Source organism: Catenuloplanes indicus (genome assembly GCF_030813715.1).
Classification (GTDB): Bacteria; Actinomycetota; Actinomycetes; order Mycobacteriales; family Micromonosporaceae; genus Catenuloplanes; species Catenuloplanes indicus.
The window spans coordinates 4696342-4719289 of record NZ_JAUSUZ010000001.1 but is presented as its reverse complement, the minus strand read 5'-3'; the positions used below and the strand labels follow the sequence as shown (position 1 = coordinate 4719289).

The 22948-nt window shown below is 67.0% G+C and carries 28 protein-coding genes and 1 tRNA gene; 9 read left to right on the top strand and 20 right to left on the bottom strand.

Features of this window, described 5'->3' with window-relative positions; genetic code table 11:
• The first annotated feature begins 111 nt into the window (after positions 1-111).
• Positions 112-1239: an NHL repeat-containing protein gene (locus tag J2S42_RS21220; RefSeq protein ID WP_307241721.1), complete on the top strand. Its 1128-nt coding sequence runs from the start codon at positions 112-114 to the stop codon at positions 1237-1239.
• Positions 1240-1953: 714 nt separating this feature from the next.
• Here J2S42_RS21220 and J2S42_RS21215 read toward each other — a convergent pair.
• Positions 1954-2736 carry a M23 family metallopeptidase gene (locus J2S42_RS21215; RefSeq protein WP_307241719.1) on the bottom strand — a complete coding sequence of 261 codons (783 nt, stop codon included), beginning with the start codon at positions 2734-2736 and terminating at the stop codon, positions 1954-1956.
• An 89-nt stretch (positions 2737-2825) separates the two neighbouring features.
• Here J2S42_RS21215 and J2S42_RS41980 point away from each other — a divergent pair, with 89 nt between their 5' ends.
• A complete protein-coding gene (locus tag J2S42_RS41980) occupies positions 2826-3275 on the top strand; it encodes a hypothetical protein (RefSeq protein WP_370879215.1) in 450 nt (149 codons plus the stop codon).
• Here the strand turns inward: J2S42_RS41980 and J2S42_RS21205 are convergent, their stop codons facing one another.
• Positions 3276-3701 carry an acyl-CoA thioesterase gene (locus J2S42_RS21205; RefSeq protein ID WP_307241717.1) on the bottom strand — a complete coding sequence of 142 codons (426 nt, stop codon included), beginning with the start codon at positions 3699-3701 and terminating at the stop codon, positions 3276-3278. It abuts the gene before it with no gap.
• The gene (locus J2S42_RS21200; protein WP_307241715.1) at positions 3698-4336 is read right to left on the bottom strand and encodes a TetR/AcrR family transcriptional regulator; all 639 of its coding nucleotides are present in this window, start codon (positions 4334-4336) and stop codon (positions 3698-3700) included. Before J2S42_RS21200 ends, J2S42_RS21205 begins: the two co-directional genes overlap by 4 nt.
• 136 nt (positions 4337-4472) lie before the next feature.
• Between J2S42_RS21200 and J2S42_RS21195 the strand changes: the two genes are divergently transcribed.
• Both J2S42_RS21195 and tadA read left to right on the top strand, forming a co-directional pair.
• Complete coding sequence (locus tag J2S42_RS21195; RefSeq protein ID WP_307241713.1) at positions 4473-5021, top strand: tRNA adenosine deaminase-associated protein; 549 nt, start codon at positions 4473-4475, stop codon at positions 5019-5021.
• A 126-nt stretch (positions 5022-5147) separates the two neighbouring features.
• A complete protein-coding gene (gene tadA, locus J2S42_RS21190; protein ID WP_307241711.1) occupies positions 5148-5600 on the top strand; it encodes a tRNA adenosine(34) deaminase TadA in 453 nt (150 codons plus the stop codon).
• A gap of 35 nt (positions 5601-5635) precedes the next feature.
• Here the strand turns inward: tadA and deoD are convergent, their stop codons facing one another.
• On the bottom strand, positions 5636-6346 hold the full coding sequence (gene deoD, locus J2S42_RS21185) for a purine-nucleoside phosphorylase (protein ID WP_307241709.1): 711 nt from the start codon (positions 6344-6346) through the stop codon (positions 5636-5638).
• Between the two features lie 92 nt (positions 6347-6438).
• Here deoD and J2S42_RS21180 point away from each other — a divergent pair.
• Positions 6439-6528 (top strand) — tRNA-Ser (locus J2S42_RS21180).
• A 159-nt stretch (positions 6529-6687) separates the two neighbouring features.
• On the opposite strand, the gene J2S42_RS21175 is transcribed toward J2S42_RS21180, so the two are convergent.
• The 9 genes from J2S42_RS21175 to J2S42_RS21135 form a co-directional block, all read right to left on the bottom strand.
• A complete protein-coding gene (locus J2S42_RS21175; RefSeq protein WP_307241707.1) occupies positions 6688-8565 on the bottom strand; it encodes a hypothetical protein in 1878 nt (625 codons plus the stop codon).
• Positions 8566-8761: 196 nt separating this feature from the next.
• Complete coding sequence (locus J2S42_RS21170) at positions 8762-10024, bottom strand: tyrosine-type recombinase/integrase (RefSeq protein WP_307241705.1); 1263 nt, start codon at positions 10022-10024, stop codon at positions 8762-8764.
• A 3-nt stretch (positions 10025-10027) separates the two neighbouring features.
• Positions 10028-10345 carry a helix-turn-helix domain-containing protein gene (locus tag J2S42_RS21165; RefSeq protein ID WP_307241703.1) on the bottom strand — a complete coding sequence of 106 codons (318 nt, stop codon included), beginning with the start codon at positions 10343-10345 and terminating at the stop codon, positions 10028-10030.
• A 40-nt stretch (positions 10346-10385) separates the two neighbouring features.
• Positions 10386-10616: a hypothetical protein gene (locus tag J2S42_RS21160; protein WP_307241701.1), complete on the bottom strand. Its 231-nt coding sequence runs from the start codon at positions 10614-10616 to the stop codon at positions 10386-10388.
• 407 nt (positions 10617-11023) lie between these two features.
• Positions 11024-13114: an ATP-binding protein gene (locus J2S42_RS21155; RefSeq protein ID WP_307241699.1), complete on the bottom strand. Its 2091-nt coding sequence runs from the start codon at positions 13112-13114 to the stop codon at positions 11024-11026.
• Between the two features lie 97 nt (positions 13115-13211).
• On the bottom strand, positions 13212-13556 hold the full coding sequence (locus J2S42_RS21150) for a hypothetical protein (protein WP_307241697.1): 345 nt from the start codon (positions 13554-13556) through the stop codon (positions 13212-13214).
• A 14-nt stretch (positions 13557-13570) separates the two neighbouring features.
• Complete coding sequence (locus J2S42_RS21145) at positions 13571-14278, bottom strand: DUF2637 domain-containing protein (RefSeq protein ID WP_307241695.1); 708 nt, start codon at positions 14276-14278, stop codon at positions 13571-13573.
• Between the two features lie 41 nt (positions 14279-14319).
• Positions 14320-14544 (bottom strand): hypothetical protein, encoded by a 225-nt coding sequence (locus J2S42_RS21140; RefSeq protein WP_307241694.1) that lies wholly within the window; start codon positions 14542-14544, stop codon positions 14320-14322.
• Between the two features lie 79 nt (positions 14545-14623).
• Positions 14624-14878: a DUF6284 family protein gene (locus J2S42_RS21135; RefSeq protein WP_307241692.1), complete on the bottom strand. Its 255-nt coding sequence runs from the start codon at positions 14876-14878 to the stop codon at positions 14624-14626.
• Between the two features lie 196 nt (positions 14879-15074).
• Here J2S42_RS21135 and J2S42_RS21130 point away from each other — a divergent pair, with 196 nt between their 5' ends.
• On the top strand, positions 15075-15311 hold the full coding sequence (locus J2S42_RS21130) for a helix-turn-helix transcriptional regulator (RefSeq protein ID WP_307241691.1): 237 nt from the start codon (positions 15075-15077) through the stop codon (positions 15309-15311).
• A gap of 237 nt (positions 15312-15548) precedes the next feature.
• On the opposite strand, the gene J2S42_RS21125 is transcribed toward J2S42_RS21130, so the two are convergent.
• The 3 genes from J2S42_RS21125 to J2S42_RS21115 all read right to left on the bottom strand — a co-directional run bounded on the left by J2S42_RS21125 (position 15549) and on the right by J2S42_RS21115 (position 17673).
• Entirely contained in the window at positions 15549-16370 is an 822-nt protein-coding gene (locus J2S42_RS21125) for a DUF397 domain-containing protein (RefSeq protein WP_307241689.1), read from the bottom strand.
• 169 nt (positions 16371-16539) lie between these two features.
• The gene (locus tag J2S42_RS21120; RefSeq protein WP_307241687.1) at positions 16540-17139 is read right to left on the bottom strand and encodes a hypothetical protein; all 600 of its coding nucleotides are present in this window, start codon (positions 17137-17139) and stop codon (positions 16540-16542) included.
• A 42-nt stretch (positions 17140-17181) separates the two neighbouring features.
• Positions 17182-17673, bottom strand: coding sequence for a hypothetical protein (locus J2S42_RS21115; protein WP_307241685.1), 492 nt, complete (start codon positions 17671-17673; stop codon positions 17182-17184).
• A 318-nt stretch (positions 17674-17991) separates the two neighbouring features.
• Between J2S42_RS21115 and J2S42_RS21110 the strand changes: the two genes are divergently transcribed.
• Positions 17992-18774, top strand: a complete 783-nt coding sequence (locus tag J2S42_RS21110) for a GntR family transcriptional regulator (RefSeq protein ID WP_307241683.1) — start codon at positions 17992-17994, stop codon at positions 18772-18774.
• A gap of 240 nt (positions 18775-19014) precedes the next feature.
• Here J2S42_RS21110 and J2S42_RS21105 read toward each other — a convergent pair whose 3' ends face one another.
• Positions 19015-20010, bottom strand: coding sequence for an HNH endonuclease (locus J2S42_RS21105; protein ID WP_307241681.1), 996 nt, complete (start codon positions 20008-20010; stop codon positions 19015-19017).
• A gap of 644 nt (positions 20011-20654) precedes the next feature.
• On the opposite strand from J2S42_RS21105, the gene J2S42_RS21100 reads away from it, so the two are divergent.
• Together J2S42_RS21100 and J2S42_RS21095 are read left to right on the top strand one after the other, a co-directional pair.
• Entirely contained in the window at positions 20655-21149 is a 495-nt protein-coding gene (locus tag J2S42_RS21100; RefSeq protein WP_307241679.1) for a nucleoside-diphosphate kinase, read from the top strand.
• Positions 21149-21457: a hypothetical protein gene (locus J2S42_RS21095; protein ID WP_307241678.1), complete on the top strand. Its 309-nt coding sequence runs from the start codon at positions 21149-21151 to the stop codon at positions 21455-21457. The genes J2S42_RS21100 and J2S42_RS21095 overlap by 1 nt, the downstream gene beginning before the upstream one ends.
• Here the strand turns inward: J2S42_RS21095 and J2S42_RS21090 are convergent.
• Genes J2S42_RS21090 through J2S42_RS21080 form a run of 3 tightly spaced genes read right to left on the bottom strand, consistent with a single transcriptional unit; the run spans position 21454 to position 22937 of the window.
• Entirely contained in the window at positions 21454-21855 is a 402-nt protein-coding gene (locus J2S42_RS21090; protein WP_307241676.1) for an NUDIX hydrolase, read from the bottom strand. The two genes, J2S42_RS21095 and J2S42_RS21090, sit on opposite strands and share 4 nt — an antisense overlap.
• Positions 21852-22538, bottom strand: coding sequence for an NUDIX hydrolase (locus J2S42_RS21085; protein WP_307241675.1), 687 nt, complete (start codon positions 22536-22538; stop codon positions 21852-21854). The genes J2S42_RS21090 and J2S42_RS21085 overlap by 4 nt, the downstream gene beginning before the upstream one ends.
• A gap of 48 nt (positions 22539-22586) precedes the next feature.
• Entirely contained in the window at positions 22587-22937 is a 351-nt protein-coding gene (locus tag J2S42_RS21080; protein WP_307241673.1) for a GntR family transcriptional regulator, read from the bottom strand.
• Positions 22938-22948: the final 11 nt, after the last annotated feature.

Here is a 22948-nt window from a genome sequence, read left to right as displayed (position 1 = left end):
CGGTTCGGCCCGGCCCGGCCTCCACCGAAGCTCTGCGGCTTTTCACCCTTTTCGCTCGCCCGGACCGGCCGCTTCCCCCCGTACCGTTATGAAGTGATTTTTAAGGACTTAATGAGACGTATCGCCGCGATGACCGTCGCCGTGGGGGTGCTGGGGACCGGATCACCCGCGCACGCGATCGGGCCCGCGCCGCAGCCCACACCCGGTTTCAACGGCACGGTGTGGGCCACCGCATACGCCGGGGACACGATCTACGTCGGCGGCGACTTCACCGCCGCGGTCGTCGACGGCGTGCAGGTCAAACGCAGCCGTCTGGCCGCGATCAACGCGCGTACCGGCAAGCTGCTCGACTGGGCACCCGCGGCGGACGGCACGGTCCGCGCGATCGCCACCGGCGGCGGCGCGGTCTACGTCGGCGGTACGTTCGGCAAGATCGGCTCCAGCAAGCGGGACAGCCTGGCCAAACTGGACGGCACCACCGGCGCGGTCAGCGCGATGCTCAACCACACCATGACCGGCGCACCGTACGCGCTGCTCATCGACGGCAACCGCCTCTACGCCGGCGGCAACCTGACCGAGGTCAACGGCGAGAGCCGCGGCCGCCTCGCCGCGTTCAGCCTGGGCAGCGGCAAACTCGACACCACCTGGCAGCCCAAGGCCGACGACCAGGTACAGGCGCTCGCGTCCGGTGGCGGCCGGATCTACGTGGGCGGCCGGTTCAAAAAGATCAACGGCATCGGCGGCTCCCCGCGCCTGGCCGCCCTCAGCCCGTCCACCGGCACGCCCGACACCGGTTTCAAGACCAAGGCCACGGTCATCGTGTACGGCATCGCCGTCGCACCGACCGGCGTCTATGCCGCGCACGGCGGCCAGGGCGGGACCGTCGCCGGCTACGCGCTGGACGGCACCACCCGCTGGACCCTGACCATGGACGGCAACCCACAGGCCCTCGCCCTGCTGACCGGCACGCTCTACATCGGCGGCCACTTCGACAACATCTGCGCCAGCACCGCCACCGGCAGCCAGGGCAGCTGCAAGGACGGCCAGATCAAGCGCGTCAAACTCGCCGCCGCTGACCCCTCCGACGGGTCCCTCACCTCCTGGGCCGCCGACGGCAACGGCGTCCTCGGCGTGCTCGCCATGGCCGCCAGCCCCGCCCTCGGCAAACTCTCCGCCGGCGGCGCCTTCACCACCATCAACGGCGGCCCTCGGAAGCGCTTCGCCCAGTGGAGTGCGTAGATTTCTGCCGCATCCGGCGTCCGCGGCCTGTCGGCTCGCGTCTGCCACGACGGCGCCGGTTCCGCCGCTGATCACCAGTTGCATCCGGCACGCCCACGATCGGCGCAGAGGATTCCTGGGTTGCGATTACTGTGACAGGCCGCAGAGACGCTGAGGCCCGGCTCTATATCGCGGAATTTCGGGCGCGTAGCGCCCGGTGTTCCTCCGGCTGACACCCGTAGGCAGTGCTCGGCCGGCTACCGTGCCGAGTTCCGGCGTGGCACCCGGCCCGCAGCCGCGGGTCCAGGTGCGGCCACCACGGTGATCTGGTCGTTCCCGCCGATCGTCGCCATGATCGCGGCCCCGGGTGCCGCCGGGCCGTGCCGAGTGCCGGCGCGCGGCTGGCCGTGCTCGCTGGGACGGCCGGCGCGGCCGGGCAACCCGGCTCGGGTTGTCCGGGACTACGGCGGACGTCTCCGCCGCGACGCCCCGGTGCGTGGCGCCCGGTGGTTGTCCCGCGGGAATCGTGGCGCGTGCGGGTTGGTGCGTGGCCGGGTGTCGGCGTGGGGTTTCGCGAGCACGGCGGGACCGGCTCCGTCGCGGCGTCCGGAGCGGAGCCAGCGGAGTCGGAGGACACCGCGCGGTTGGCCCGCTCCGAGCATGCGGGCCGCACCACGCCGGAAGCGGAAAGATCTCGGTCTTGGTTCCCTGGGCAGCGCCGGACGCGGCCGCGGATCAGTAGGGGGCCTTGGGGCAGCCGTTGGCCTGCATGTATTCGGCGGAGGCGGCGGCCGGGGACTTGTTGCCCTGTTCGCGCCAGGAGTCGAGGTAGGGGGCCGGCCAGATGGCGCCGCGACGGATCCACCAGTCGCCGGCCTCGGCGCACGGTGGGGAGATGCCGAAGTGCAGGTGGCAGACGTTGTTGGCGTTGCCGGTCTTGCCGACGTTGCCGAGGCGCTGGCCGGCGCGGACGCGGACGCCGGGCTCGATGCCGGCGTCGACCACGGACATGTGTGAGCCGTAGTAGCGGACGCCGTCGTCGCCGACCAGGGAGACGAAGAAGCCGCCGTTGAGTGGGCCGTCCGGTCGGCCCTTGACGAACTCGTCCTTGCGGCTGATCTCGACGATCGTGCCGGAGGTGACGGCCAGCACCGGGTTTCCGCAGTTCGCGAAGATGTCGGTGGCCGGGTTCGTGGCGTGCGTCGGATGGTACGAGACCGGGCTGCCGGGGACCGGGAAGACGTACGTGTAGTTCGCGGCCTTCGTCTTCGACGGGGTGGGGGACGGCGCGGCGGTCTTCGACGGGGACGGGGACGGCGATGGCGATGGCGACGCTGACTTCGATGCCGCGGCCGATGGGGACGGCGGTGCGGCGATCGTGGACGAAGCGGGCGAACCGGCCTGCCAGATCGGTGTGGCCGGCTCCGAGCCGGTGGCGCAACCGCCGGCCATGAGCGTCACCGCCAGCGTCATCGCGACCCCGGCCATCGACGAGATCCGGTTCTGTCCCCGTTGCATGGGGGCCATCTTGGCAGACGGGTACCACGGCACGCCGCCCCAGTAGGCTGTTCAGGGAGGTTCCCGCGAGCATCCAGGAGCGTGGCGACGTGGCGCAACAGCCCGGTTACGGCGATCCGGCCTTCACGGCACCGCCGCCGTTCGAGCCGGGCAACGACCGTTTCGCCGGTCCGCCCGCGATAGTGGCGGCGCGCGAGGCGCACCGGTTCGGCCACGCGGGTGACTATCCGCCGCCGGCGCCGCCCCGGCCGACCTACCGCGAGCCGCACCCGGTGCGCGCGCCGTGGTTCATGGCCGGGCTGCTCGGCGGCGTGTTCTGGATGGTGATCCTGCCGCTGCTCGGTACGAACATCGCCGGGTACGGGTGGTGGACGCTGATCGCGGGCGGCGTGGCCTGGCTGGCCGCGGCCGTGCTCTCCCGTTCGGGAGACCGGGGGGCCGCGGCCGGCATCGCGATCAGCGTGGGCCTGGCCTGGGCGATCGCGGCGTACGTGCTGGCCACCCGCTGGGCCGGGACGGCTGACTGGCCGCTCTGGTGATCACGCCTTGGTGATCTCCTTGCCGGCCACGCGGACCTCGTCCGACCACGGCGTCGGGCGCATGGTGGCCGGGTCCAGGCAGACGTTGACCCGCCGGCCCTCCGCGTGCACCACCGAGCCGTCCGCGGAGCGGAAGCGGTAGTCCGCGCTGGTGGTGCCGAGCTTCTCCAGCCAGAAGTGCACGTCGATCCGGCCGGTGCCGGCGATCGGCACGTGGAAGGTCACCGAGTATTCCCGGATCACGTTGAACACGTCCGGCCTGGTCGGGCGGCCGCCGGCGAACGCCCAGCCGCGCGCGCCCCACCACTCCAGGATCGCGCGCTCGACCAGCGCCGCGTACCGGGCGTTGTGCAGGACACCGAGCGCGTCCAGGTCGTCGAAGTGGATCGTGACGGGTGCGGTGTAGCCGTACTCGGCGGTGGTCATCGGCCGTACTCCTCGATCGTTCCGGGATCGGTGCTCAGTGATCGCAGGCGGGCACGCATGGACCGCAGTGCGAGGTCGTAGGGCGCGTCCGTGCCGGCCAGCCGGGACTGCATGACCGCGGCCAGCCCGAGCGCCTCCGACTCGTAGGCCAGCAGCGCCGGGTCGGTCTCCGGGACCAGCTCACCGGCCTCGATCGCCTCCCGGGCCAGGCGTTCCAGCAGGCCGAGCCAGTCGGCCAGGATCTCCGCGAGCCGGTCCTTGACCGGCCCCGGACGCGCATTGAACTCGAATTCCGCGTTCGCGAAGAAACACCCACCGGGGAGTACGGCGTCCGCGTAGAACGCGATGCGACGGCGGTGCAGGGCCCACAGCCGGCGTACGCCCCGGGGCTCGCGCAGCGCCGGGCCGATCACCTGCTCCAGCCACTGCTCGCGGGCGCGCTCGATGGTGGCAAGCTGCAACTCCTCCTTGCGGCGCCAGTGCGCGAACAGCGCGGACTTGCTGAGGTGCAACTCCTCCGCGACCTGCGCGAGTGACAGGCCGTCGAGCCCATCGCGGGTCGCCAGCGCCACGGCCGTGTCCAGCACCGCGGCCCGGGTGCGGTCGCCGCGGGCGAGTCGTCCGTCGCGTGTCACGACCTCGACGATACAAAAAGACCGACCGGTCGTAAATAATTATTGCCCATCTCGGCAGGCTTCCGGAATGCCCTATAAGCGGCCCTTGCACCGACTAGCGTCACGCGTATCGACGGCTGGTATTCGGGGGGACCCAATGTCGTACTTCGCTGCCGCCCTGGTCCGGGGCCCGAGTGGTTGGTCCGCTTCAGACCTCGCGCTCACCGGCGCCGCGGACACCGAGGACATCGCCGACCGCCTGCGCGACGTCGACCACGACGCCGACCTCAGCCTGCTCTTCGTCGAGTCCGACGACTCCTACCTGGTGATCATGCGGCTCGACGAGGGGGAGGATCCGCGTGTCTTCGGCTCGGACTCGATCTTCGCGGAGGAGTCCCGGCTGGGCGCGCTGCTGCTCAGCGACATCGAGATGCCCGCGATCGAGATCCACAGCGAGATCGAGTCGGTGACCGAAGGGGTCGAGGAAGGCTCGGCGTCGACGGCACACGCGCCGGACGAGCCGGAGATCGACCCGATCGGCGACCCGGACCTGCTGGCCGACCTGGGGATCTCGTCGCATGATCTGCTGGTGTTGTGCGGACGGGAAGGAGTGCACCCCTCGGACGTCACGCACGAGTTGTGCGAGCAGATCGTCGGTAGCGCGGAGGCCGTGGACGAGCTGCGGGAGCACGCGCTGCGGCACTGAGGTGGCCGGCGCCGTCATGGCTGGTGCGTGGCCGGGCTCGTGCGTGGCCGGGCTGGCTCGTGGCCGGGCCGGGTCGCTGTCGGGGCGGTTCGTGGGCGGGCGTCGGCCGGTGGGAAGAATGCTGGCGTGGAGACGCGGCGGGAACGGCACGAGCGGTGGATGCGGCGGGCGCTGTCGGTGGCCGCGGGCGCGGCCGACGACGTACCCGTGGGGGCTGTAATCCTCGGTCCGGACGGCACCGAGCTGGCGACGGCCCGCAACGAACGCGAACTCACCGGCGACCCCACCGCCCACGCCGAGATCCTGGCCCTGCGCCGCGCCGCCGAGATCGTCGGCGAGTGGCGGCTGACCGGCTGCACCCTGGTGGTCACGCTCGAACCCTGCACGATGTGTGCCGGCGCCCTGGTCCTGGCCCGCGTGGCGACGGTCGTCTTCGGCGCGTGGGAACCGAAGACCGGCGCGGTCGGCTCGCTCTGGGACGTCGTCCGCGACCGCCGCCTCAACCACCGCCCCGAGGTCTACGCCGGCGTCCTGGAGCCGGAGTGCGCCCGCATGCTGCGCGACTTCTTCGACGACTGACCCGGCACCCGATCGCCGGGTGCCGGGCCCGCGCGTCAGGCCGTGACGGCCGTGTCGAGGGCGATCTCGACCATGGCGGAGAACGTCTGCTCACGCTCCTGGGACGTGGTCTTCTCGCCGCGTTTGATGTGGTCGCTGACGGTCAGCAGGGTCAGCGCCTTCGCCCGGTAGCGGGCCGCCGTGGTGAACAGCGCCGCCGACTCCATCTCGACCGCGAGCACCCCGTAGTCGGCGAGACGGTCGTAGAGGTCCATCCGGTCCGTGTAGAACAGGTCCGCCGCGAGGATCGGACCCACCCGCACCGGGATGTCCCGCTGCTCGGCCGTGGCGACCGCGGTCCGGAGCAGCCCGAAGTCCGCGACCGGCGCGTAGTCGATCAGCCCGTCGAACCGCTGCCGGTTCATGCTGGAGTCCGTCGACGCACCGTTCACCGCGATCACGTCCCGCAGGTTCAGGTCGTCGGCCAGCGCGCCGCACGTCCCGACCCGGATCAGCGTCCGCACGCCGTACTCGTTGATCAGCTCATGGGCGTAGATGGTCGCCGACGGCATACCCATGCCGGACCCCTGCACCGACACCTCGACCCCACGGTACGTGCCGGTGAACCCGAGCATCCCCCGCACCGACGTGTAGCACGTCGCATCCGTCAGGAACGTCTCCGCGATCCACTTCGCCCGCAGCGGATCCCCCGGCATGAGAACCCGCGGGGCGATCTGACCTGGCTCAGCGCCGATGTGCACACTCATGCCGCCGATCATGCCAGGCCACCTCCGACCCTGGTCACGGAAGCGCCTCCCCCGCGCGCGGGCCCGCGAAGGCGTCCGGTAACGTACCTACCGGTGGTGTGTCCGAGTGGCCTAAGGAGCACGCCTCGAAAGCGTGTGAGGGTTTACGCCCTCCGCGGGTTCAAATCCCGCCGCCACCGCCATCTAGCAGGGCAAACGCCCGGCAGCTGCGAGAGCAGCGGCCGGGCGTTTTCTCGTTTGAAGATCGCTAGTCTCAGTTGTTGTCTCAGTTCGCTGTCTCGCCAGCACCTCGCCACGGGCTGACTGGTGGAGGTTGACCGCCCGACAGCCAACACGGAGCGTCAGAGATGTCCACCGATCACATGTAGATCGGCGCCGCATCCGACGATTGAAGATCTCGCGGTGTTTAGGAGTGCGTCCAGAAGGGACATTCTCAGAACGTTTGGCGTGTTATTTAAGCCTCTGTCTCGGTCATTCGAGGTGGTTACGTGGATCGCCTCACTGACATGGGGCTGGACTATAACTACGCGGACCGGGTCGGATTGCCGGCGACACTCCAGCATCTCTAGAAATTCAGACCGTCCCGACACTCGCTTTCCATCTGTCCAGCAGGCCGGCCTGGCAATCGACGGATCTGATAGCGCCTTGTGTAGATGCTCCGATGACAAATAGCGTATATTTTTCGCCGCCTGGCTTGACACTACCTCGTACGGGCCTACGGCGATTTGTCGCCGAGCGGTGCTACTTGCCGCGCCCTTTACATGGATCAGGCTCAGGGTGGCGTCCCTGTCGGGAGATATGTGGATGAAGTCTGCCACCTCGCCGGAGCCGTCATCGCAGATTAGCCATCCGTTAGCGTAGTGCTGCACCACCCAGGCAAAGAGCGATGTGTCGCCTGCGACGCCGATTGCATCATGAATCTTTTGATCGCCCTTCACCGGCGGTTTCTCACAAGTGATGTCGAACGGCCTTAAGTCATGGAATTCCCAGTTTGGGAAAGGCGCGCTCCGGATCTCACGCTTCCAGAGGGCTTTCTCGACGACTGTGTGACCTGACTCAAAGTAGATAGTCAGCAAGCTGTCCGCGTAGAGGTTTAAGGCCGTCAGTATTCGCCGAACCGGTGGGCCGTTTGTTGGCTCGCCTTTATATCCAAAATTGAAAGTCACGCAATCCTTGCCAGCATTAATTCTTCCTGAGAGTGATCCGCAGATGGCTCCATGCTCTCCGACTTGCAAGACGAAATTCGACGATGTTGAAGATCCTTGAATCTCAAGAATTGAGTCCGATAGCAGCTCTGCTGCTTCAGCCAAATCCGGGTCCACATTCGGCACGGAGGCAATATTCGCCGCGTCCAAAATCGAGAAGTCGAAGGCTCCTTTGACGACACCTAGATTCTCTTCCTTGCGTGCGAGGAGAGGATATGGTTGATCCATCGTTATTCCCGCACTCATCACATCTTCAACCATGCTCAGCGCATCATCTGCCTGAGCGAGAAAATCGGCCATGCTGGCGGTCGCCCTGGCCCACATTTGTGACTTGCGTGGCGTTGAACCAATAATTCCTGAAAGTGCGTTTAGATTGATATCGCTCGGAAGTGCTGCTCTGGCGGAGCCCATGGCAAATGACGAATCTTCATGAGGCAACAGCGCATCACTCAATCGTCGACCGCTTATATTTTTGCTGTCGGCTTTCGTCGTGCGTCTAGCGTGAGTCCCGCGCAGCCAGAGACCCTTGGCATCTCCGCGAATAAAAGCGGCGTGCATGACGCCTTCTGTGATTCGTCGAAATGGGGGCGGAGGGGAGTTGTCTAGCCAGCTTTGAATCGAGTCCCTTAGGCCGGGAAGATCTGCGTGAACGGCCACAAGCGCGCGTCGCCTTAACAGGATGACAAGCTTGTGCTCCCGATCGGTATATATATGATCCTCTTTCATCCAGCCGGGATGGTGCTCACATTGGACGACCATCGCGTCGAGGCTGTGATCTGCGTCAGCGGCCCAGCCGAATCCGTGCTCGTCGCAGTCTTCGGCCTGGATGCCGCTGGCCGCAATAGATCGTCGCCCGCGGCGGCACTTCAGCGCGCGCTTGCCGACCTCCTCGACGAGTCGACCGTAACCTACTTCAAGATCATCGATTGTGATCTCAAGTATTGTTAGCGACAGGAAGGGAGTCATGGCTGCGGCCGGGACGGGCGAGATTGAATCTTGATATCCCTCTTCCATCAACTCAATGTAAGCATCGACCCTTCGGTCGTCCAGAATTTTCTCATTCGTACACGTGTGGCAAGAATGAGTTACAGTCATGTAATTCTGGACGTTAGGGCTCGGTCGCGCTAGCCTGACCTGTGGAGATGCCGTCAAATCTCGGCCGCTTTCACTCGGGTCGCGTTGCTTGGGGGTTGGCGTGAGCGTTCGAAACCTATCTCTTTGGCTGGGATTTTTGTGACTTTTTCTTCTTCCGCGATTTTTGCCTTTCGGGCGTCCATATAAGTTCGCCAACACGCTTCGCGATATCGCGATGAACCTCTGCCGTGATGTGCTGGTATCGAGCCGCCATTGTGGTACTTGACCAACCCATGATGCCCATGACAGTGCGTTCGGGTACGCCGAGTAGAAGTAGAACGGTGGCGGCAGTGTGGCGCGCATCGTGGAGGCGGCCATCGCGGAGCCCTGAGAGCTTTAGCAGGCGCTTCCACTCGTCATAGTCGGTGCGTGGGTTGAGTGGCGCGCCGGCCGGTGTGGCGAACAGCCAGTCGCCGTCGCCCCATAGTTGAGCCGCGCGCTCGCGTTCACGGGCCTGCTCGTCACGGTGCTTCTTCAGTAGAGCGATTAGCTCATCGGGAAGGCCCATGCTGCGCCGACCAGCGCGAGACTTGGTCTCCTTGACCTCCTCGCGAGCAGACCTCCGTTTCGGGCAGTGCCCGCCGAACTTCCGGCCGCACGTATTTCCACACCCGTGCTGCCATCGCGGGCGTTGCCGCGCCCGTCGCACCGTGAGGCGGCCCTCGATCAGGTCGACATCCGACCACCGCAGTCCGAGCGCCTCGCTCTGTCGTAGCCCGAGTGCCAGAGCGATTGCCCACCGAGCGCTGTTTCGCCTGTCGCTGGCGGCAGCGAGCAGCGCGCGGATGTCTGCGACGGTGTACGGCTCGATCTCCTCGTCGCTGAGCTTCGGTGGCTTGGCGAGGGCCGCTGGATTCCGGGTGAGGTGGCCACGCCGCATCGCCTCGTTGAGGGCGGTGCGGATGGTGCGGTGCGCCTGGTGGGCGGTGCCAGCCGCACTGCCCTGGCGCATCATCTGCCGGTACAGCGTTTCCAGGTTTTCCGGCTCCAGCTTTTCGAGCCGGTGCGCGCCCACTCCCGGGATCAGATGCTTCCGGACCGCCACCCGGTAGCCGGACAGGGTGTTGTCGGAGACGGACTCGGCCGCGATGTTCTCGACCCAGTGCGTCAGCCACTTCTCCACCGTCCAGCGCTGACCGACCTTGCGCACAGAGCCGTTTTCGCGCTGACGCTCCAGCACCCGTACCTTCTCGTGCACCTCGGGTCGGGTCGTGGCCTGCACGTGGCGACGGTCCGGCTCGCCGTTGTTCTTGACGCCGACCGTCACCCGCCCGTGCCAGTAGCCGTCCTTGCCCAGGTAGATGCTCGACGTACCGTTCGGCTTTCGCGTCTTCTTCATCCACTACGCCCCTGAGACCGGCTCGTCCGGCGAGCCGGCGTCGAGCAGGTGATCGACGTACTCGGTGAGGCACCGGACAGGAACGCGGCGGAGCCGGCCGATCGTGACGGAGCGGATCTCGCCGTTCATGACGAGGGCGTACATGGTGGTGCGGCCGATCCCGAGCCGGTGGGCCGCCTCTTCCATGGTCAGCACCATGCGGTCATCGGTGACCTGCATGCGCTCCTCCTGGTGGTCGACCGCGGAGACGAGGTCTGGCAGATCGGTGATGCGGATCGTTATCGGTTGATCCTGTTTGGCATCGACGCGAGTCGTGCGCACAGTCTTTGCCTTCACTGCGAAGTCCTTTCCACGCTTGTGATCAGGGCCGCGGTCCGGGCCGCCGCCGCGCGGCCACGTCAGCGGCGAGTTCTCGAAGTCGGAGCAGAAGCGCGATCAGTTGCCGTCGTGCTGCGGCTTCGCTGTCGCCGAGCGGGATCTGCATCCGGATCTCCGCCCAGGTCCGGCCGTTCTCGTCGGCTTGCCGGCGCAGCTCGACGAGCCCGAGCCCGTCGCCGAGATCGATCCGGAGCGCGCGTTGCTGTTTTGCCATGACCGGCTCGCCGCTCAGTTCGTGCCGTCGCGGTAGAGCCGCGCGGCTCGGTTGATCGCGCGGGTGCCGGCCCGCACGCGGAGCCCGGTGCCGTCGCATCGCCGGCACGCCCGGCTGACCCGACCGAACTGGCGCCGCGCCCGGCCGCTCCCACGGCAGACGCGGCACCGTGCAAACGGGTTGATCCGGCAGAGCCCGAGGTAACTGATAGCGACGAGGAGAGATGCGAGGCAGGGCAGGGTCTCTAGCAGCTGCGAGGGGTGCACGAGCGCCTCCGTTGCCGGTTTCAGGACATGCGTGGGGAAGGCCGCTAGGTTGCTAGCGTCCTGTTCAGTGAGGCTTCTGCCTGCTAGCGGAGGTGCTAGGTCTAGCGGCCCGTGGGTGCTAGACCTAGCACCAGTCGCGGCCTATCTGGCGTCTCGGCGCCGGTTACGTTCCGCGATGGCCGCGAGGAGCTGCGCTCTCTCGAAACCGCGCCGGTTAGCGCCGAGCCCGGTGGTCCGGTCGGTGCCCCAGACCTGGCGGACCTTGACCCGGTACGGCTTGAGCGCCACCGTCACCTGTTCGCCGTCCCACCCCGCGTAGGTCTCCGGCCGCAGCTCCGCGAGCCGCGCTGCGACGGTCTCGCACCAGACTTTGGTCTCGTCGCTCAGCACCACGGCCGCGATGTCGTCGAGTACCGAGACGGAGGCGACGGCTTGCGGCGCGAACTCTTCCCCGAGCGCATGCCCGGTGATCCGTCCCGCCTCCTCCCGCAGCCCACGCGCCCGCCGCACCACGATTTCGGCCGCCGGCCCGTCGACGTTGTATGTCCGGGTGATCTGCGGCTCGTCGCCTTCCCCGGCGAGGTACCCGATCCCGAGGTCGCGCCGGCTGAACATGGTTGCCCGCACGCCGTTGCGGTACGCGCTGGTGCCGAGGACCATGTCGTTCTCCATCTGCCCCATGACCTTGAGGCAGAACCGCAGTACCGCGTTGCCGGAGATGCCCGTGGGCAGCGACTTCGCGTCCGGCCGTTGCGTGGCGAATACCGCGATGATCCCCGCGGCCGGCCCGCGCCGGACGAGATCTTCCGCGATCTCCCGCAACTCTTCACCGTGCTCGGAGTGCTCGAACCACCTTTGACACTCGTCCACCACGATCAAGATCGGATGCAGCCGGTACGTCGCACGCGCGGCCAACTCCGGCGTGATCTTCGATTCCGGGCACAGCTCCCGCGACAACTCTCGCAGCACCCGTGCTCGCCGCGTCAGTTCCGTCGACAGCTCGCGCATGTCCGCCAGCCCATAGGCGACATCGTCGTCATCGGACCCGGCTCGATACCGATGGCAGACCGGCTCGACCGGCGCGAGATCGCCCATGCCCTTGAGGTCGTATGCGTGGAGCTCCGCGAGCACGTCGAGCGCCCCGGCGAGCAACAGCAGCCGCGCCGCGACCGTCTTGCCGACCCGCGGAATCGAGCCGATCACCATCGAGGCGAACATCAGCGTCACCCCGACCGGCCGTCCGCGCTGGTCGGTGCCGAACGGCACCGGCCGGAACAGGCTCGCCGTTCCGCTCTTCAGCAGCGGCCAGCTCGGCGCCTCCGTCTTCGAGAGGTCGTCGTCGCCAACCCACAGCACCAGCCGACCCGGGTGCACCTCGATGTTGCCCTCCGGCCAGACACACCCGAGCGGCCGGCTCAGCGCGGACGCCAACTCCTTCCGCTTCTCCACCACCTGATCGACCGTGACGCCCGGCGGCAGATCGACGACGGCCCGCCATCCCGGTCCGTCTCGGCTGATCGGCTCCGCGAACCGGATCGCGTCCTGAAGCCCACGCCGGGAGATCGCCTGGTTGATGCCGGCGACCCCGATTGCGCCGAGCGCGGACAGCACCACGTCGGAGGTCAGGTTCGGCGCCCGCGTCGTCGAGACCGCGGTGTCGACGAGCGGCCGGTCGGCCGGCGTGCCTGCCACGCCGAGCACTGCCACCACGGCGACAAGTACCGCATACCAGGCCGATTCCGACCCGGCGACCATCAGCAGTCCGCCCGCAGCGGTCCCGCCGACCGCGAACGCGACCAGCATCGCGGTCCGGAGCCGCACCCGCGCGTCTCTCTGCCGGGAGAGCTTGAGGTACTCCTCCGCGTTCTCCCGCCGCACCGCCGCCGCCCGCACCGGCGCGCCTTCCGCATCGGCCACCCACCGGGCTGCCCCGGCGACGAGCCGGACCGCCCCACGCGGCGCCCGCACGACCAGCTTCGCCGCGTACTTCGGGCTCCGCGTCAGGTGATAGGCCCACACGTGGGTGTAGTACGCGACGATCCACCGAGCCTGGATCTTCAGTTCGGTGCGCGACCGCGCCCACGCCGGGATGATCGGCCGGCGTCTCGCGGCCCGCAGCCCGGCCGCGCTCCACCGACGCGGCGTCAGGGCTTCCGGGGTGTCGACCGGCGGTGCCGCGCCGGTCAGTTCGGCTTCGTGCCGAGCCCAATCGAAGTCGTCAGGGCTTGTCATGATGGTCTCCTCCGCAGAGGTCTCGTTGCAGGGCTGACGAGGAAGCCGGGGCGCGGCCGGAGGTCTTCGAGGCCGGATGGCCGCGCCCCGGGCGCAGCTACCGTTCGAGGTCGTCGGTGACCTCACCGAACTCATCCGTGATCACGGCCGCGAGATCGTCATACGCGCCGTCGTCGAACGCGGACACGAAGTCGGACGGCCCGACCGGCAACACGGTGTCGATCTCCTCGCCGTCGGCCGTGACGACCACCAGCTCGTACGGCGTCACGTAGACATCGCTGATGTTCGGCACGACGCTGCTGAGGTAGATCGCGATCGGGCAGGCCCGCCCGTCGCTGCGTAGCCCGGTCCACCCGCCCGCGGTCAGGAACTCCGCGACGTCGTTCGTGGTCTCGCCCAGCGCTTGGAGCGCGAAGGCCAGGTGTCGTGCGGTCGCACTCATTCCGGGAATCTCCTTCATGCGGCTTCGATCACGGGGGTACGCAGGTGCCGACGCACGGTCCGATCGGTGACCCCGACCCGCCGCGCGATCTCGACCGCGCTCATGTCGGGATGCCGTTCTCGCAACCGGGCGATCGCGGACGCGGTGTCCCGCTTGCGCTTCGGCCTCCGGAGCCCGACCGGCTCGGGCTGCGGCTCGCTGTCCGGACTTCCGCCGTCGCTGTCGCTCGCGGTTTCGGTTTGCGGTTCATCCGCCGTATCCAGCGCGAACGCCGTACCCGTGTCCGGGTCTGTGTCCGTTGTGGTGTCTGACTTCTCCGGTGTCGGTGCCGGACTTTCCTTGGACGCCGGCACGACCTCGGGGAGTGAAACCGTGGTCGCTTGAATCCGGCCGGAGAGTTCGACCAGGCAGACGGACGCGACAACGACCAGACCATCAACCGAGATCGGGATCAGGTACGGCGCCGCGCCTTCCTCGCCGTAGCGGGCCGCGACGCCCGCCATGTGCCAGTACGACACCCACGCCGCGATCCCCGCGATGATCGCCGTCGCCGCCACGCGCACGGCCGCGAGCCCGCGCCGATGCACCGGCACCCGGGAGATCAGCTCGACGGTGAGCAGCAGCGCGAGCGGCGGCCACGCCGAGATGGCCTGCGAGATCAGGTTCGGCTCGGCGTGCAGGACGTTCGCCGCGACCGACGTCGCGACGCCGAGCACCAGCACGCCCCGCACGCCCCACCGAAGTCGGACCAACTGGCGGTACGTCACTCGCCACCACCGAGCGAGTTCCCGATCGCGGTCATGCCCGACCGCACGCCGTCGACCAGCGCATCAGCCGGCTTGGTCAGCACGCCGTTCGAGCCGGCGACGACCAGGCCGAGCATGAACGCGCACAGCGCCGTGCACACGATCCGCCCGCGCGTCTTGCGGTCGGTGACCAGCACCGCGAGCAGCCCGAGCAGGATGAGGGAGAAAATTCCGAGACTCATCGGATCCTCCGATCCGGTCCGATGCCACGAAAACCCGTGGCCGGCAAAGCAAAAGTGGGTTCGGTACGGACCCGTGGTGTCACGCCACCCGGTCGGACGACTCGGTCAGCCGGGCGACCAGGATCGCCGCCTCGTGCAGCACCCGGCGCTCCGCCAGCCGCAGTCGGCGCCACTCGATCGCGGACGGCGACGGCTCCGCCGTCAACACCCGGATCTCCGCCGCGACGAGTTCCATCTCCGCCTGGATCAGCGGCCACTCCCGGTCGATCGCGTCCAGACTCTCGGGCGCCGGCCCCGGCTCGTCCGGGTCGAAGCGCTGCTTGCTGGTGCTCATGAACGTGGTTCCTCTCAGACGAGATCGATGGAACGGCATCGCACCTCGAATACAACACAACGTTGTATTCGATATCGCGGACGCTACAGCTCGACGTTGTATTCGTCAATCGACGATTGCCTACCCGCTGACGCGGTGCAGACCGTGATGATGCGAGCGCGCAGCTCGCGGCGAGACTCGCGTAGGCTCGCCCGTGATGGCCGAGACGACGGACAACAGCCTGCCCGCCGACTGGTGGACGACCGAAGACGTACTCGCGTACCTGCGATCAGCCGGCGCGCCGATCAGCCGCGCCACCTGGGCCGCCTACGTCTCCCGCGGCCAGGCCCCCGCCGCCGACCGCATGTTCGGCCGCTCCCCGGCCTGGCGCCCCACGGCCGTCCGCGCCTGGCAGGCGTCCCGCCCGCGGCGCGGCTCGGTCGTCTCTGACTGAAGCATGATGCTCAACCTCCCTCCGAAGCGTTCCTCCGTTGACAACCAGTCAACCGGAGACATCGTGCGCTGCCGATGAAGGCAGCGCGCATCATCGATGCGTTACCGGTGCAGCGATGATGCGTATCGCTTCGGGAGAGGGAGCGATCAGGCGTGATCGTGTCCGTGTCGTTCGACCCGGCTGATAGAGGGCCGGGAATGCGGCGGTCGCCTGGCCGTATCCCTGGCCGGGCGCACATTACGGGTGGTCGTGCTGCTCAGGCGTCCGTGATCGCCATCTTTGGATATCAGCCAGGGCTCGGCGGATCAACGGGAGTTGGTGAAGTTCGAGGATCCAGCAAGTGTGCTCGTTGCCGTTCAAGGTGTTGAGCAGCACGCGGGTTGGTTCGTTGGGCTCCGCGAAGCGTCCGATGGTCTGGATGAGTTGTAGGTCGATGGACTCCGCGTCGATCTCACCCCTGGATCCGCCGGCGACGATCTGCGTGTCGGATCGATGCCTCCAGCCCGGCGCTTCGCCGCCGGCGCCTACGCACCACATCGGGTGCGACAGGCCGTCGGTTCCCATATACGTCTCGCAGTGCGCCGAGAGGCGTTCGAGTTCCTCGGTCGCCATGATCAGGCGAGAGATGCGCTCGTCGGTCAGCACCAGACGCTTGCGGTTGCCGTCCGCTTCTTCGGCGCTGATCATCACGGTTTCGGAGTCGGCTCCGGGCGGCTGCATGACCCAGACCCGGACTTCGGTGAGGTCATCGGCGCGGTGCGCCAGGAGAACGCTGGATCGGTGCCGCCGGCCGGACCACTCCGTCCCCGCGCACCAGGCGGGGTGATCCGTTGAAGGGGGCCCGAGCAGGTCATCGATCGCATCCGTACGGATCGTCTCGACGAGGCCGCGGAGAGCGGAGCGAGGGAGCAGCAGCGCGGGTCCGGTGGGATCGGCGGAGTTGCGCAGCGCGATGGTGTCCGCCGTGGCGCGTGCGGCTTGGAGGTGTGCGGCACCGGCGGCATCGTCGTGAAGGGGTAGCCACCCGTCTATGACGTCGGCATGGTCAAGGTGAGTCATTCAATGCGGCTCTCGGTTCGAGGACGGCAGGGGTGCGCCGCCGCCTGTTGTGCCGTTGGTCAGGCGGCGGCGCACCGAGATGGGCGCGCCGCGGCGGATCCCGGTTGCGAGCCAGGGACTGCGGCGCACCCGCGTTCGGATGGCAGATAGTCAGCCGAGCCCTCGGTGGTTATGTGGATCGGGGCAGTGCGAGCGTCTCCGCGTCGGACGGGTACGGCTGATCCAGGAGTGAGGCGAGCCGGCGGAGCAAGGCGTGGTGCTGGAACACGGTCAGCGGCGGCCACTCCAGCAGCACATCGTTGGTCAGCATCTCGACGTACGCCATCGCCGCTAGTTTCTCCTGCCGGTTCGCGCCCTGAGCCAGCCAGACTCGGATGACGTCCCCGTTGTGCTCCTCGGTCGCTTCCAGTTCCCGCGACCGGTGAGGCTCGCCGACATTCTCCTGTCGGCTGCACCACGCGCGATGCCCGTCGACCAAGTTGCGGCGCTCGCCGGCCCTCCGCAATCTGCGCAGCTCCATCAGTGCGTTGATGAATGCCCGAGTCAGGCCGGGGGTCAGCGTCCGCCGGGCGCGCATCTCAAGATTCTCGACCTCGATCGTTATCACCGCAGGGTCCACGTCGCTTCCGGGCACATGGCACAGCCAGGCCCGTACGGTCGCGTCGTCAAAGACGTCCGGATGAACGATGACCATCTGCGACCTGTGTTCGCCTGTCTCGCCAGGGTTGCCGTTGTGCCGGCCCGGGGGTTCCTGTTCCGCGTCTTCCACTTTCTCGTCTCCCTTCTGACCGAGCTTGTTATTGGGACGCGCTTACCGATTCGGCGTCGGCAGCCAGCCGGGCGGCCGAACGGCTTCAGCAAGAGCGGCAGCGCGAATCCAGGCGCTCGTCTCGTCGCCGGGCACGCCATCGGGTCGTAGGACCACGCCTCTGACGCGCAGCCATTCGAGCGTGGGCACCCGCCGGTACTCCTCGCCGATCTCCGTCACGCGGATGGACAGCCGGCCGCCGTCACCGCGGTGGTCAAGCGGAGCGACGTCGAGCACGGTGCCCGGCACGATGGCCGGGCGACGCCGCGGGGCAGCCGGTTCCACGTGCGGGAAGGCGGCCGGCCATCGGCCGCCGTGACCCCGGGCGCGCTGGCCCGGCGTCAGACGGAACGCTTGGTAACGCGTCGTCGGAGCGTTCCACGCGGGGTCACTGTGACCGCGCATCGGCACTGGCACCGCATGTGAGACGACCTTGATGGGTTCCCCTGAATCGTGCGGGTTGAAGAACCACTTGATGCGCTTCCACGGACGCATCGCGACCTCCAAAGGTCTTGACGGCAGGCATGAGCGGCTGTGCATTGGCTGCTGAGGCACCACTCAGCCGGTCCATCCCGGTCGCGACTTCGGTGATGCGGCGGTACCTCGCTCAGACCGGCGGCACGGTGGCACCCGCTGCGGGCCGAGTACCGCCGCACCGGTCTGCGGGCAGCCAGCACCGATGCGTCTAGCCCTAGAAACACCGAAGAAGTGCTGGCTGCGGCACCGAACGTACACCTGTCTAGACGACTCGTCTAGACGTGTGGTTCGCTTATCTCATCTGTATGAGTTCAGGAGCGGCGTAGGGTGGCCGACGTGTCTAGCCCGCACCCCGACCGGCCGCGATACCGCACGGTCGCCGACGAACTACGCCGCCGGATGCTCGCCGGCGCCATACCCGCTGGATCACTACTGCCCAGCGAAACCGCGCTGATGGACGAGTTCGGCGTCTCCCGCGGCACCGTCCGCGAGGCGATCGGCCTCCTCCGCGCCGAAGGCCTCGCCGTCACCGAACAGGGCCGCGGCACCTACGCCCGCCCCGTCATGCCCGTCCGCCGGCTCGGCTCCGACCGCTACCGTCGCGAACTCGACCAGATCCGTGGGGCCACAGAGCCCGAGACCGCGTTCACCGCGGACCAGGCGGTGCGATGGTCGGATTACACGCTGGACAAGGAGTTCGCCGAAGTCCCCGCCTCCGCCGCCCGCGCGGAACTCCTCGGCGTCGAGGCCGGCACGATGCTCCTGGAGCGGCGCTTCGTGTTCCGCGCGCACGGCGTACCCCAGCAGATGTCCGTGTCTTGTCTGCTCTTGGCCGACGTCGCCGGGACGCCGGTCGCCGATCCGGCGAACGAGCCGTGGCCCGGCGGCAATACCGCCCAGCTCTACAGCCTCGGGATCGTCATCACCGGCATCCGCGAGCGCGTGCGCGCCCGCATGCCGGTCCGTGAGGAGACCGAGGCACTGCGCATCCCTTCCGGCACACCGGTCGTGACGATCACCCGGCAGACCTACGCCGGGCAGCGCGTCGTCGAGGTCGCGACCGACATCGTCATCCCGTCCGACCGCGTCGAGCTGGATTACTGGATCGACCTCACCTGAACCGGTGGCGTCGCTCGTGCGCGTTGACACCAGACCGTTCGTAAGCTTCGCCGGCCTGCTTCCGTGACTGAGGTCCTCGACTTTCCTGAGTGCGCGGAACTGTCAAGTTGAGTGCGTCAGCAAATTCTCAAAGTAAGGGTCCGGTCATGGCCCGGTAATTAGGCATCCGGCTGCCCGACCGAACTAGTGACGCGAGCGAACGCAATCTGAGCGGCTCCTGCTTGAAGTATTCGGGCAATGCTAATGAACCAACTTCGCTCCTTTGGTGCGATTGCAGCGCCAGCAGAGTGTCTGAAGGTTGTCAGGCTCGCTGAGGCCGCCCTTGGACACCGGAATGATGTGATCAACCTCAAGGAGGAGGTGTGGCTCGACTGCCACAGAAATACCACACTTCAAACAGGTGTGGTTATCACGGTCCTTGACCCAGCTGCGCAGTCGAGCCGTCATCAACGCGCGCTGTCCCGCCGCCGATTTTGCCCAGCGGATCTTCTCAGCGAGCGTTTCAGAAAGCGCATCTAGAGTCGGCGTGTCGAGTCTGATATCTACTGCTTGGCCACTGTTTCCCCCTGCGGAGGTGTACTGGAACTTGTAGTGGGGGTAGGGCACGGCAATAGGAGAAAGTTCAACTCCTACCAGGCTCCAGAACTCGGTCGAGTACCTCTTGAGGATGAACGCAGGTGGGCTGATCATCGCGGCAATCTCGGCTTCGCGTTGCTCTACGTTATGGACTGCCTCCTCCAGCCGCGAGACGTCTTGGGCGACGCGTTGCACATCCGCGAGGGTTTCCTTATCAGGCCTGATGGAAAAGTACTTCATCAGGTACTTGATCGGCTCGACGCTCGCGTTACGCACAACCTGCAGGGATGCATTGTGTACATGGGGTGCATACTCGGCGACGTTGCGATCGCGGCGGTTGTTCCACGCCGAAGTGTTCTCAAAACTGGCCAAGTGGGCATGCTGCCCCGTGGACGAAGCGCCAAGTTCGAATGATCCCTGTGAGCGGATTTCCGCTACGTAGTTCACGACATCATTGTGCTCTGCGACGATGGAGGTCACCTGGGATCGCAGTTCCTGAAACTGTTGGGAGTTGAAGTAACGATTCTTACGAACCCTCCAGATAATCGGGTTGGCGATCAAGACTAGTGCGAGAGCGGCCAAAAAGCCAAAAGGTCCGGCGGCGCTTCCTAAAACAATAGGGACCACAATCAGCAACGTAATGAAGAGTGGGTTGGGCATCCTGCGTCCTTCCCGTAGCACTGAGAGGCTGGGAGATGCTTATCTTCTGCAAGGCCTGAGTCCGTGAGTCCGGCGCCCAGAGGTCATCGTGGTGCTATCGACCGGCCGTCAACGCACACTGTCACCAAGCATCCAAAGTGGATTGTCATCGTAGCGCCGCCATTCTGTCCGATCCGTCGTACGAATCGGTGCTGTGACCCCACCAGGCGGCTACCGCTTGATCATCCTCATCGACGCTGCAGCCATCCTGTCGCCAATCCTCCTACGACGACCGCCCAATCCTCGACGCTCGCATTGACATCCGCGACGTACGACCCTTCGTTCCCGACATGCTCGGCACAACGACCGTCCCGCCGTACTGGGAACGAGGAAGTTGGAAGGCGGCACAACCAGCACCAGCCAGGTGGCTTCTGACCGCAGGGTGGCGCCGGTGCCAAGTTCTCGGCCGCGGAGGGGTCACCGTTGAAGGGCTCGGTGCCTCGTCGTCGGACTGGTCTACCGGCAGCGCTCGCTAGTGTCGAAAGCAGCTACGTCTAGGGCAGATATCTACGAACCAGATCAAATCGATGCAGCATGCGGGGCAGCCAGATGCGTCGATCTCATGCGAGGCTATAGAACCACGTAGCTGATAGCGGAGGTACGGCATGGCGGCTCTGGAGCGGACCCTCGTTCTTCTCAAGCCCGACGCGGTCGCGCGCGGCCTGGCCGGCCGGATCTTGCAGCGGTTCGAGGACGCGGGCCTGAAGGTCGTCGGCACCAAGATGGTGCGGATCGACGCGGACCTCGCCAAGCGCCACTACTTCGACCTGGAGGAGCGCTTCGGCAAGTCCGTCTTCGACGTGACCGCGAACTTCATGCAGACCGGCCCGGTCATCGCGCTCGTCCTGGAGGGCGTCGAGGTCGTCGCCACCGTCCGCCGCATGGTCGGCGCGACCTTCCCGAACCAGGCCCTGCCCGGCACGATCCGCGGCGACTTCGCGCACACGTCCAAGGCGTACACAGAGGCCAAGGGCATCGTGGCCGCGAACCTGATCCACGCCTCCGGCAACGTCGAGGAGGCCAAGTACGAGGTCGAGCTGTGGTTCTCCGAGACGGAGCTGTTCGACTACCAGACCGTCGCCGAGCGCTACCTCTTCTGATGCTCCCCGAGGAGCCGCCGCCGATCAGCGCATTCCGCACGCGGTATGAGGAGGAGCGCTTCTACCAGGACGACCGCGCCGCCGCGGAGTACGCGTTCGCGCTCGCCGTCCGGCTCCGGTCAGAAGGGCAAATTCCAGAGGCCCGCGGGTACGCGTGGGAGTGCCTCAAGCTGATCGAGGCACTCCCACCGCGCTCGCTGGACGAAGCCATCTCCGACCGGCAAATCATCGCCGGCGTGCCGATGCCGGACTACTTCCACGCCGGCGTGGTCCGCTCCCGGCTTGCTGACCTGCTCGGCACCGACTAACGCAGCACCGCGTCGAGGTGCTCCTGCACCGGCCCGAAGAACGGATACGGCACATACTCGGCCAGGGTGGCGCGGTCGCACCACGCAACCTCCGCCAGTTCCTCTTCGTCCGCGACTCGCGCCGTGCCGCTGACCAGGTCGCACGCGACGTAGACCATGGTCCTCCCGGTGTTCGGGTGCACGCGCTCGCCGAGCGTCTTCACCGCGCGGACGGTCACGTCCGTCTCCTCGTTCGCCTCGCGAACGGCCGCATCCTCGCTGGTCTCGCCAGGCTCTACCTCACCGGCCGGGAACTGCCAGGAGAGCGCCCCCTCCTTCACATTGCGCCGGACCATCAGGACCCGCCCGTCCTCGACGATGATGGCGGCGGCGATTGCTGGCTTCTCAGGCTGACTCATGACTCCGCTTCCAGGTTTTCCAGGGCTTGCCGAACAGGGGGAAAAACCCGGTCAGCGGGCACGAAGTCGCCGATCCGTTGCTGCGGTATCCAGACCGCATCCACGTTCTCGGCCCGATCGAGGTTGTCGACCTCACCCGTGAGATAGGTGCACAGGAAGTACTCGGCGAACACACCCGTGATCGGATGTACCCGGCTCCCCAGCGCCCGCGTAACCGTGCAATGGATTCCGGTCTCCGCCAACGTCTCCCGCACGGCAACGGTGCGGGGCTTGGCTCCCGGCTTGACGATCCCGGCGGGAAACTGCCAGGTGATCCCATCCGGGTCGTCCTCGCGCCGGCAGACGAGGAGCACGCGAGCGCCGTTGACGACGACGGCTATCGCGACCGTAAGCGGTGCGGCGCTGCCTGCCGCCTCAACGTCCGCTCGGTCTTCAGCGTTGAGCTGCCGCGCGAACCGGATCTTCACAGAGTCGGAGGCTCGCTCGTATGCGGTGTCGAGCGCCCGCTGCAACTCCGGCCGGATGCGCACCTCGGGCCTCTCATGCCAAGCCGCGATCGTCCGCTTTGCCACGCCGATCAGCGCCGCCATCTCATCCTGAGACATCCGAAGCGCCGCTTGTAGAGCAGACGCATGGCGTCCGGTCCACTCATCGATGACGGTATGCCGCGCCGGCTGGCTCACGGGCACCTCCCGTAAGCCGTCGCCGCCCGGCAAGTCCTCATCGCCGCGTCACTCAGTAACCGTGAATTTTGTACCGACCGGATATGACTCGACCTCACCCGAAGCCCGAGTTACCTCCACTGCCGCTTGGGAGGTGACGACATCGCCTGGCCTCAGCTCGACTAGGGCTGGAGCGTCGACCACGAAGGTGCCGTGGCCGTGGCGTACTTCGATGAGGCCTTCTTGCCGGAGCACCGCTAGAGAGCGGCGGATGGTCTCCCGGGCCAAGCCGTACTGGTCGTGCAGATCCTTCTCAGAGGGAAGTCGTTGACCCGGAGCCAGTACTCCGTCTCGAATCTGGTCACGCAAAACGACGGCGAGCTGCCGATACGCGGCACCTTCACGGTTAGGCGTGATCATGAGGTGACGTT

Excerpts from the sequence above, each read along its gene's own strand:
- J2S42_RS21220 (WP_307241721.1), top strand. The coding sequence starts at position 112 with ATGAGACGTATCGCCGCGATGACCGTCGCCGTGGGGGTGCTGGGGACC.
- J2S42_RS21215 (WP_307241719.1), bottom strand. The coding sequence starts at position 2,736 with ATGCAACGGGGACAGAACCGGATCTCGTCGATGGCCGGGGTCGCGATG.
- J2S42_RS21205 (WP_307241717.1), bottom strand. The coding sequence starts at position 3,701 with ATGACCACCGCCGAGTACGGCTACACCGCACCCGTCACGATCCACTTC.
- J2S42_RS21195 (WP_307241713.1), top strand. The coding sequence starts at position 4,473 with ATGTCGTACTTCGCTGCCGCCCTGGTCCGGGGCCCGAGTGGTTGGTCC.
- deoD (WP_307241709.1), bottom strand. The coding sequence starts at position 6,346 with ATGAGTGTGCACATCGGCGCTGAGCCAGGTCAGATCGCCCCGCGGGTT.
- J2S42_RS21175 (WP_307241707.1), bottom strand. The coding sequence starts at position 8,565 with ATGGAAGAGGGATATCAAGATTCAATCTCGCCCGTCCCGGCCGCAGCC.
- J2S42_RS21170 (WP_307241705.1), bottom strand. The coding sequence starts at position 10,024 with ATGAAGAAGACGCGAAAGCCGAACGGTACGTCGAGCATCTACCTGGGC.
- J2S42_RS21160 (WP_307241701.1), bottom strand. The coding sequence starts at position 10,616 with ATGGCAAAACAGCAACGCGCGCTCCGGATCGATCTCGGCGACGGGCTC.
- J2S42_RS21155 (WP_307241699.1), bottom strand. The coding sequence starts at position 13,114 with ATGACAAGCCCTGACGACTTCGATTGGGCTCGGCACGAAGCCGAACTG.
- J2S42_RS21150 (WP_307241697.1), bottom strand. The coding sequence starts at position 13,556 with ATGAGTGCGACCGCACGACACCTGGCCTTCGCGCTCCAAGCGCTGGGC.
- J2S42_RS21140 (WP_307241694.1), bottom strand. The coding sequence starts at position 14,544 with ATGAGTCTCGGAATTTTCTCCCTCATCCTGCTCGGGCTGCTCGCGGTG.
- J2S42_RS21135 (WP_307241692.1), bottom strand. The coding sequence starts at position 14,878 with ATGAGCACCAGCAAGCAGCGCTTCGACCCGGACGAGCCGGGGCCGGCG.
- J2S42_RS21130 (WP_307241691.1), top strand. The coding sequence starts at position 15,075 with ATGGCCGAGACGACGGACAACAGCCTGCCCGCCGACTGGTGGACGACC.
- J2S42_RS21125 (WP_307241689.1), bottom strand. The coding sequence starts at position 16,370 with ATGACTCACCTTGACCATGCCGACGTCATAGACGGGTGGCTACCCCTT.
- J2S42_RS21115 (WP_307241685.1), bottom strand. The coding sequence starts at position 17,673 with ATGCGTCCGTGGAAGCGCATCAAGTGGTTCTTCAACCCGCACGATTCA.
- J2S42_RS21105 (WP_307241681.1), bottom strand. The coding sequence starts at position 20,010 with ATGCCCAACCCACTCTTCATTACGTTGCTGATTGTGGTCCCTATTGTT.
- J2S42_RS21100 (WP_307241679.1), top strand. The coding sequence starts at position 20,655 with ATGGCGGCTCTGGAGCGGACCCTCGTTCTTCTCAAGCCCGACGCGGTC.
- J2S42_RS21095 (WP_307241678.1), top strand. The coding sequence starts at position 21,149 with ATGCTCCCCGAGGAGCCGCCGCCGATCAGCGCATTCCGCACGCGGTAT.
- J2S42_RS21090 (WP_307241676.1), bottom strand. The coding sequence starts at position 21,855 with ATGAGTCAGCCTGAGAAGCCAGCAATCGCCGCCGCCATCATCGTCGAG.
- J2S42_RS21080 (WP_307241673.1), bottom strand. The coding sequence starts at position 22,937 with ATGATCACGCCTAACCGTGAAGGTGCCGCGTATCGGCAGCTCGCCGTC.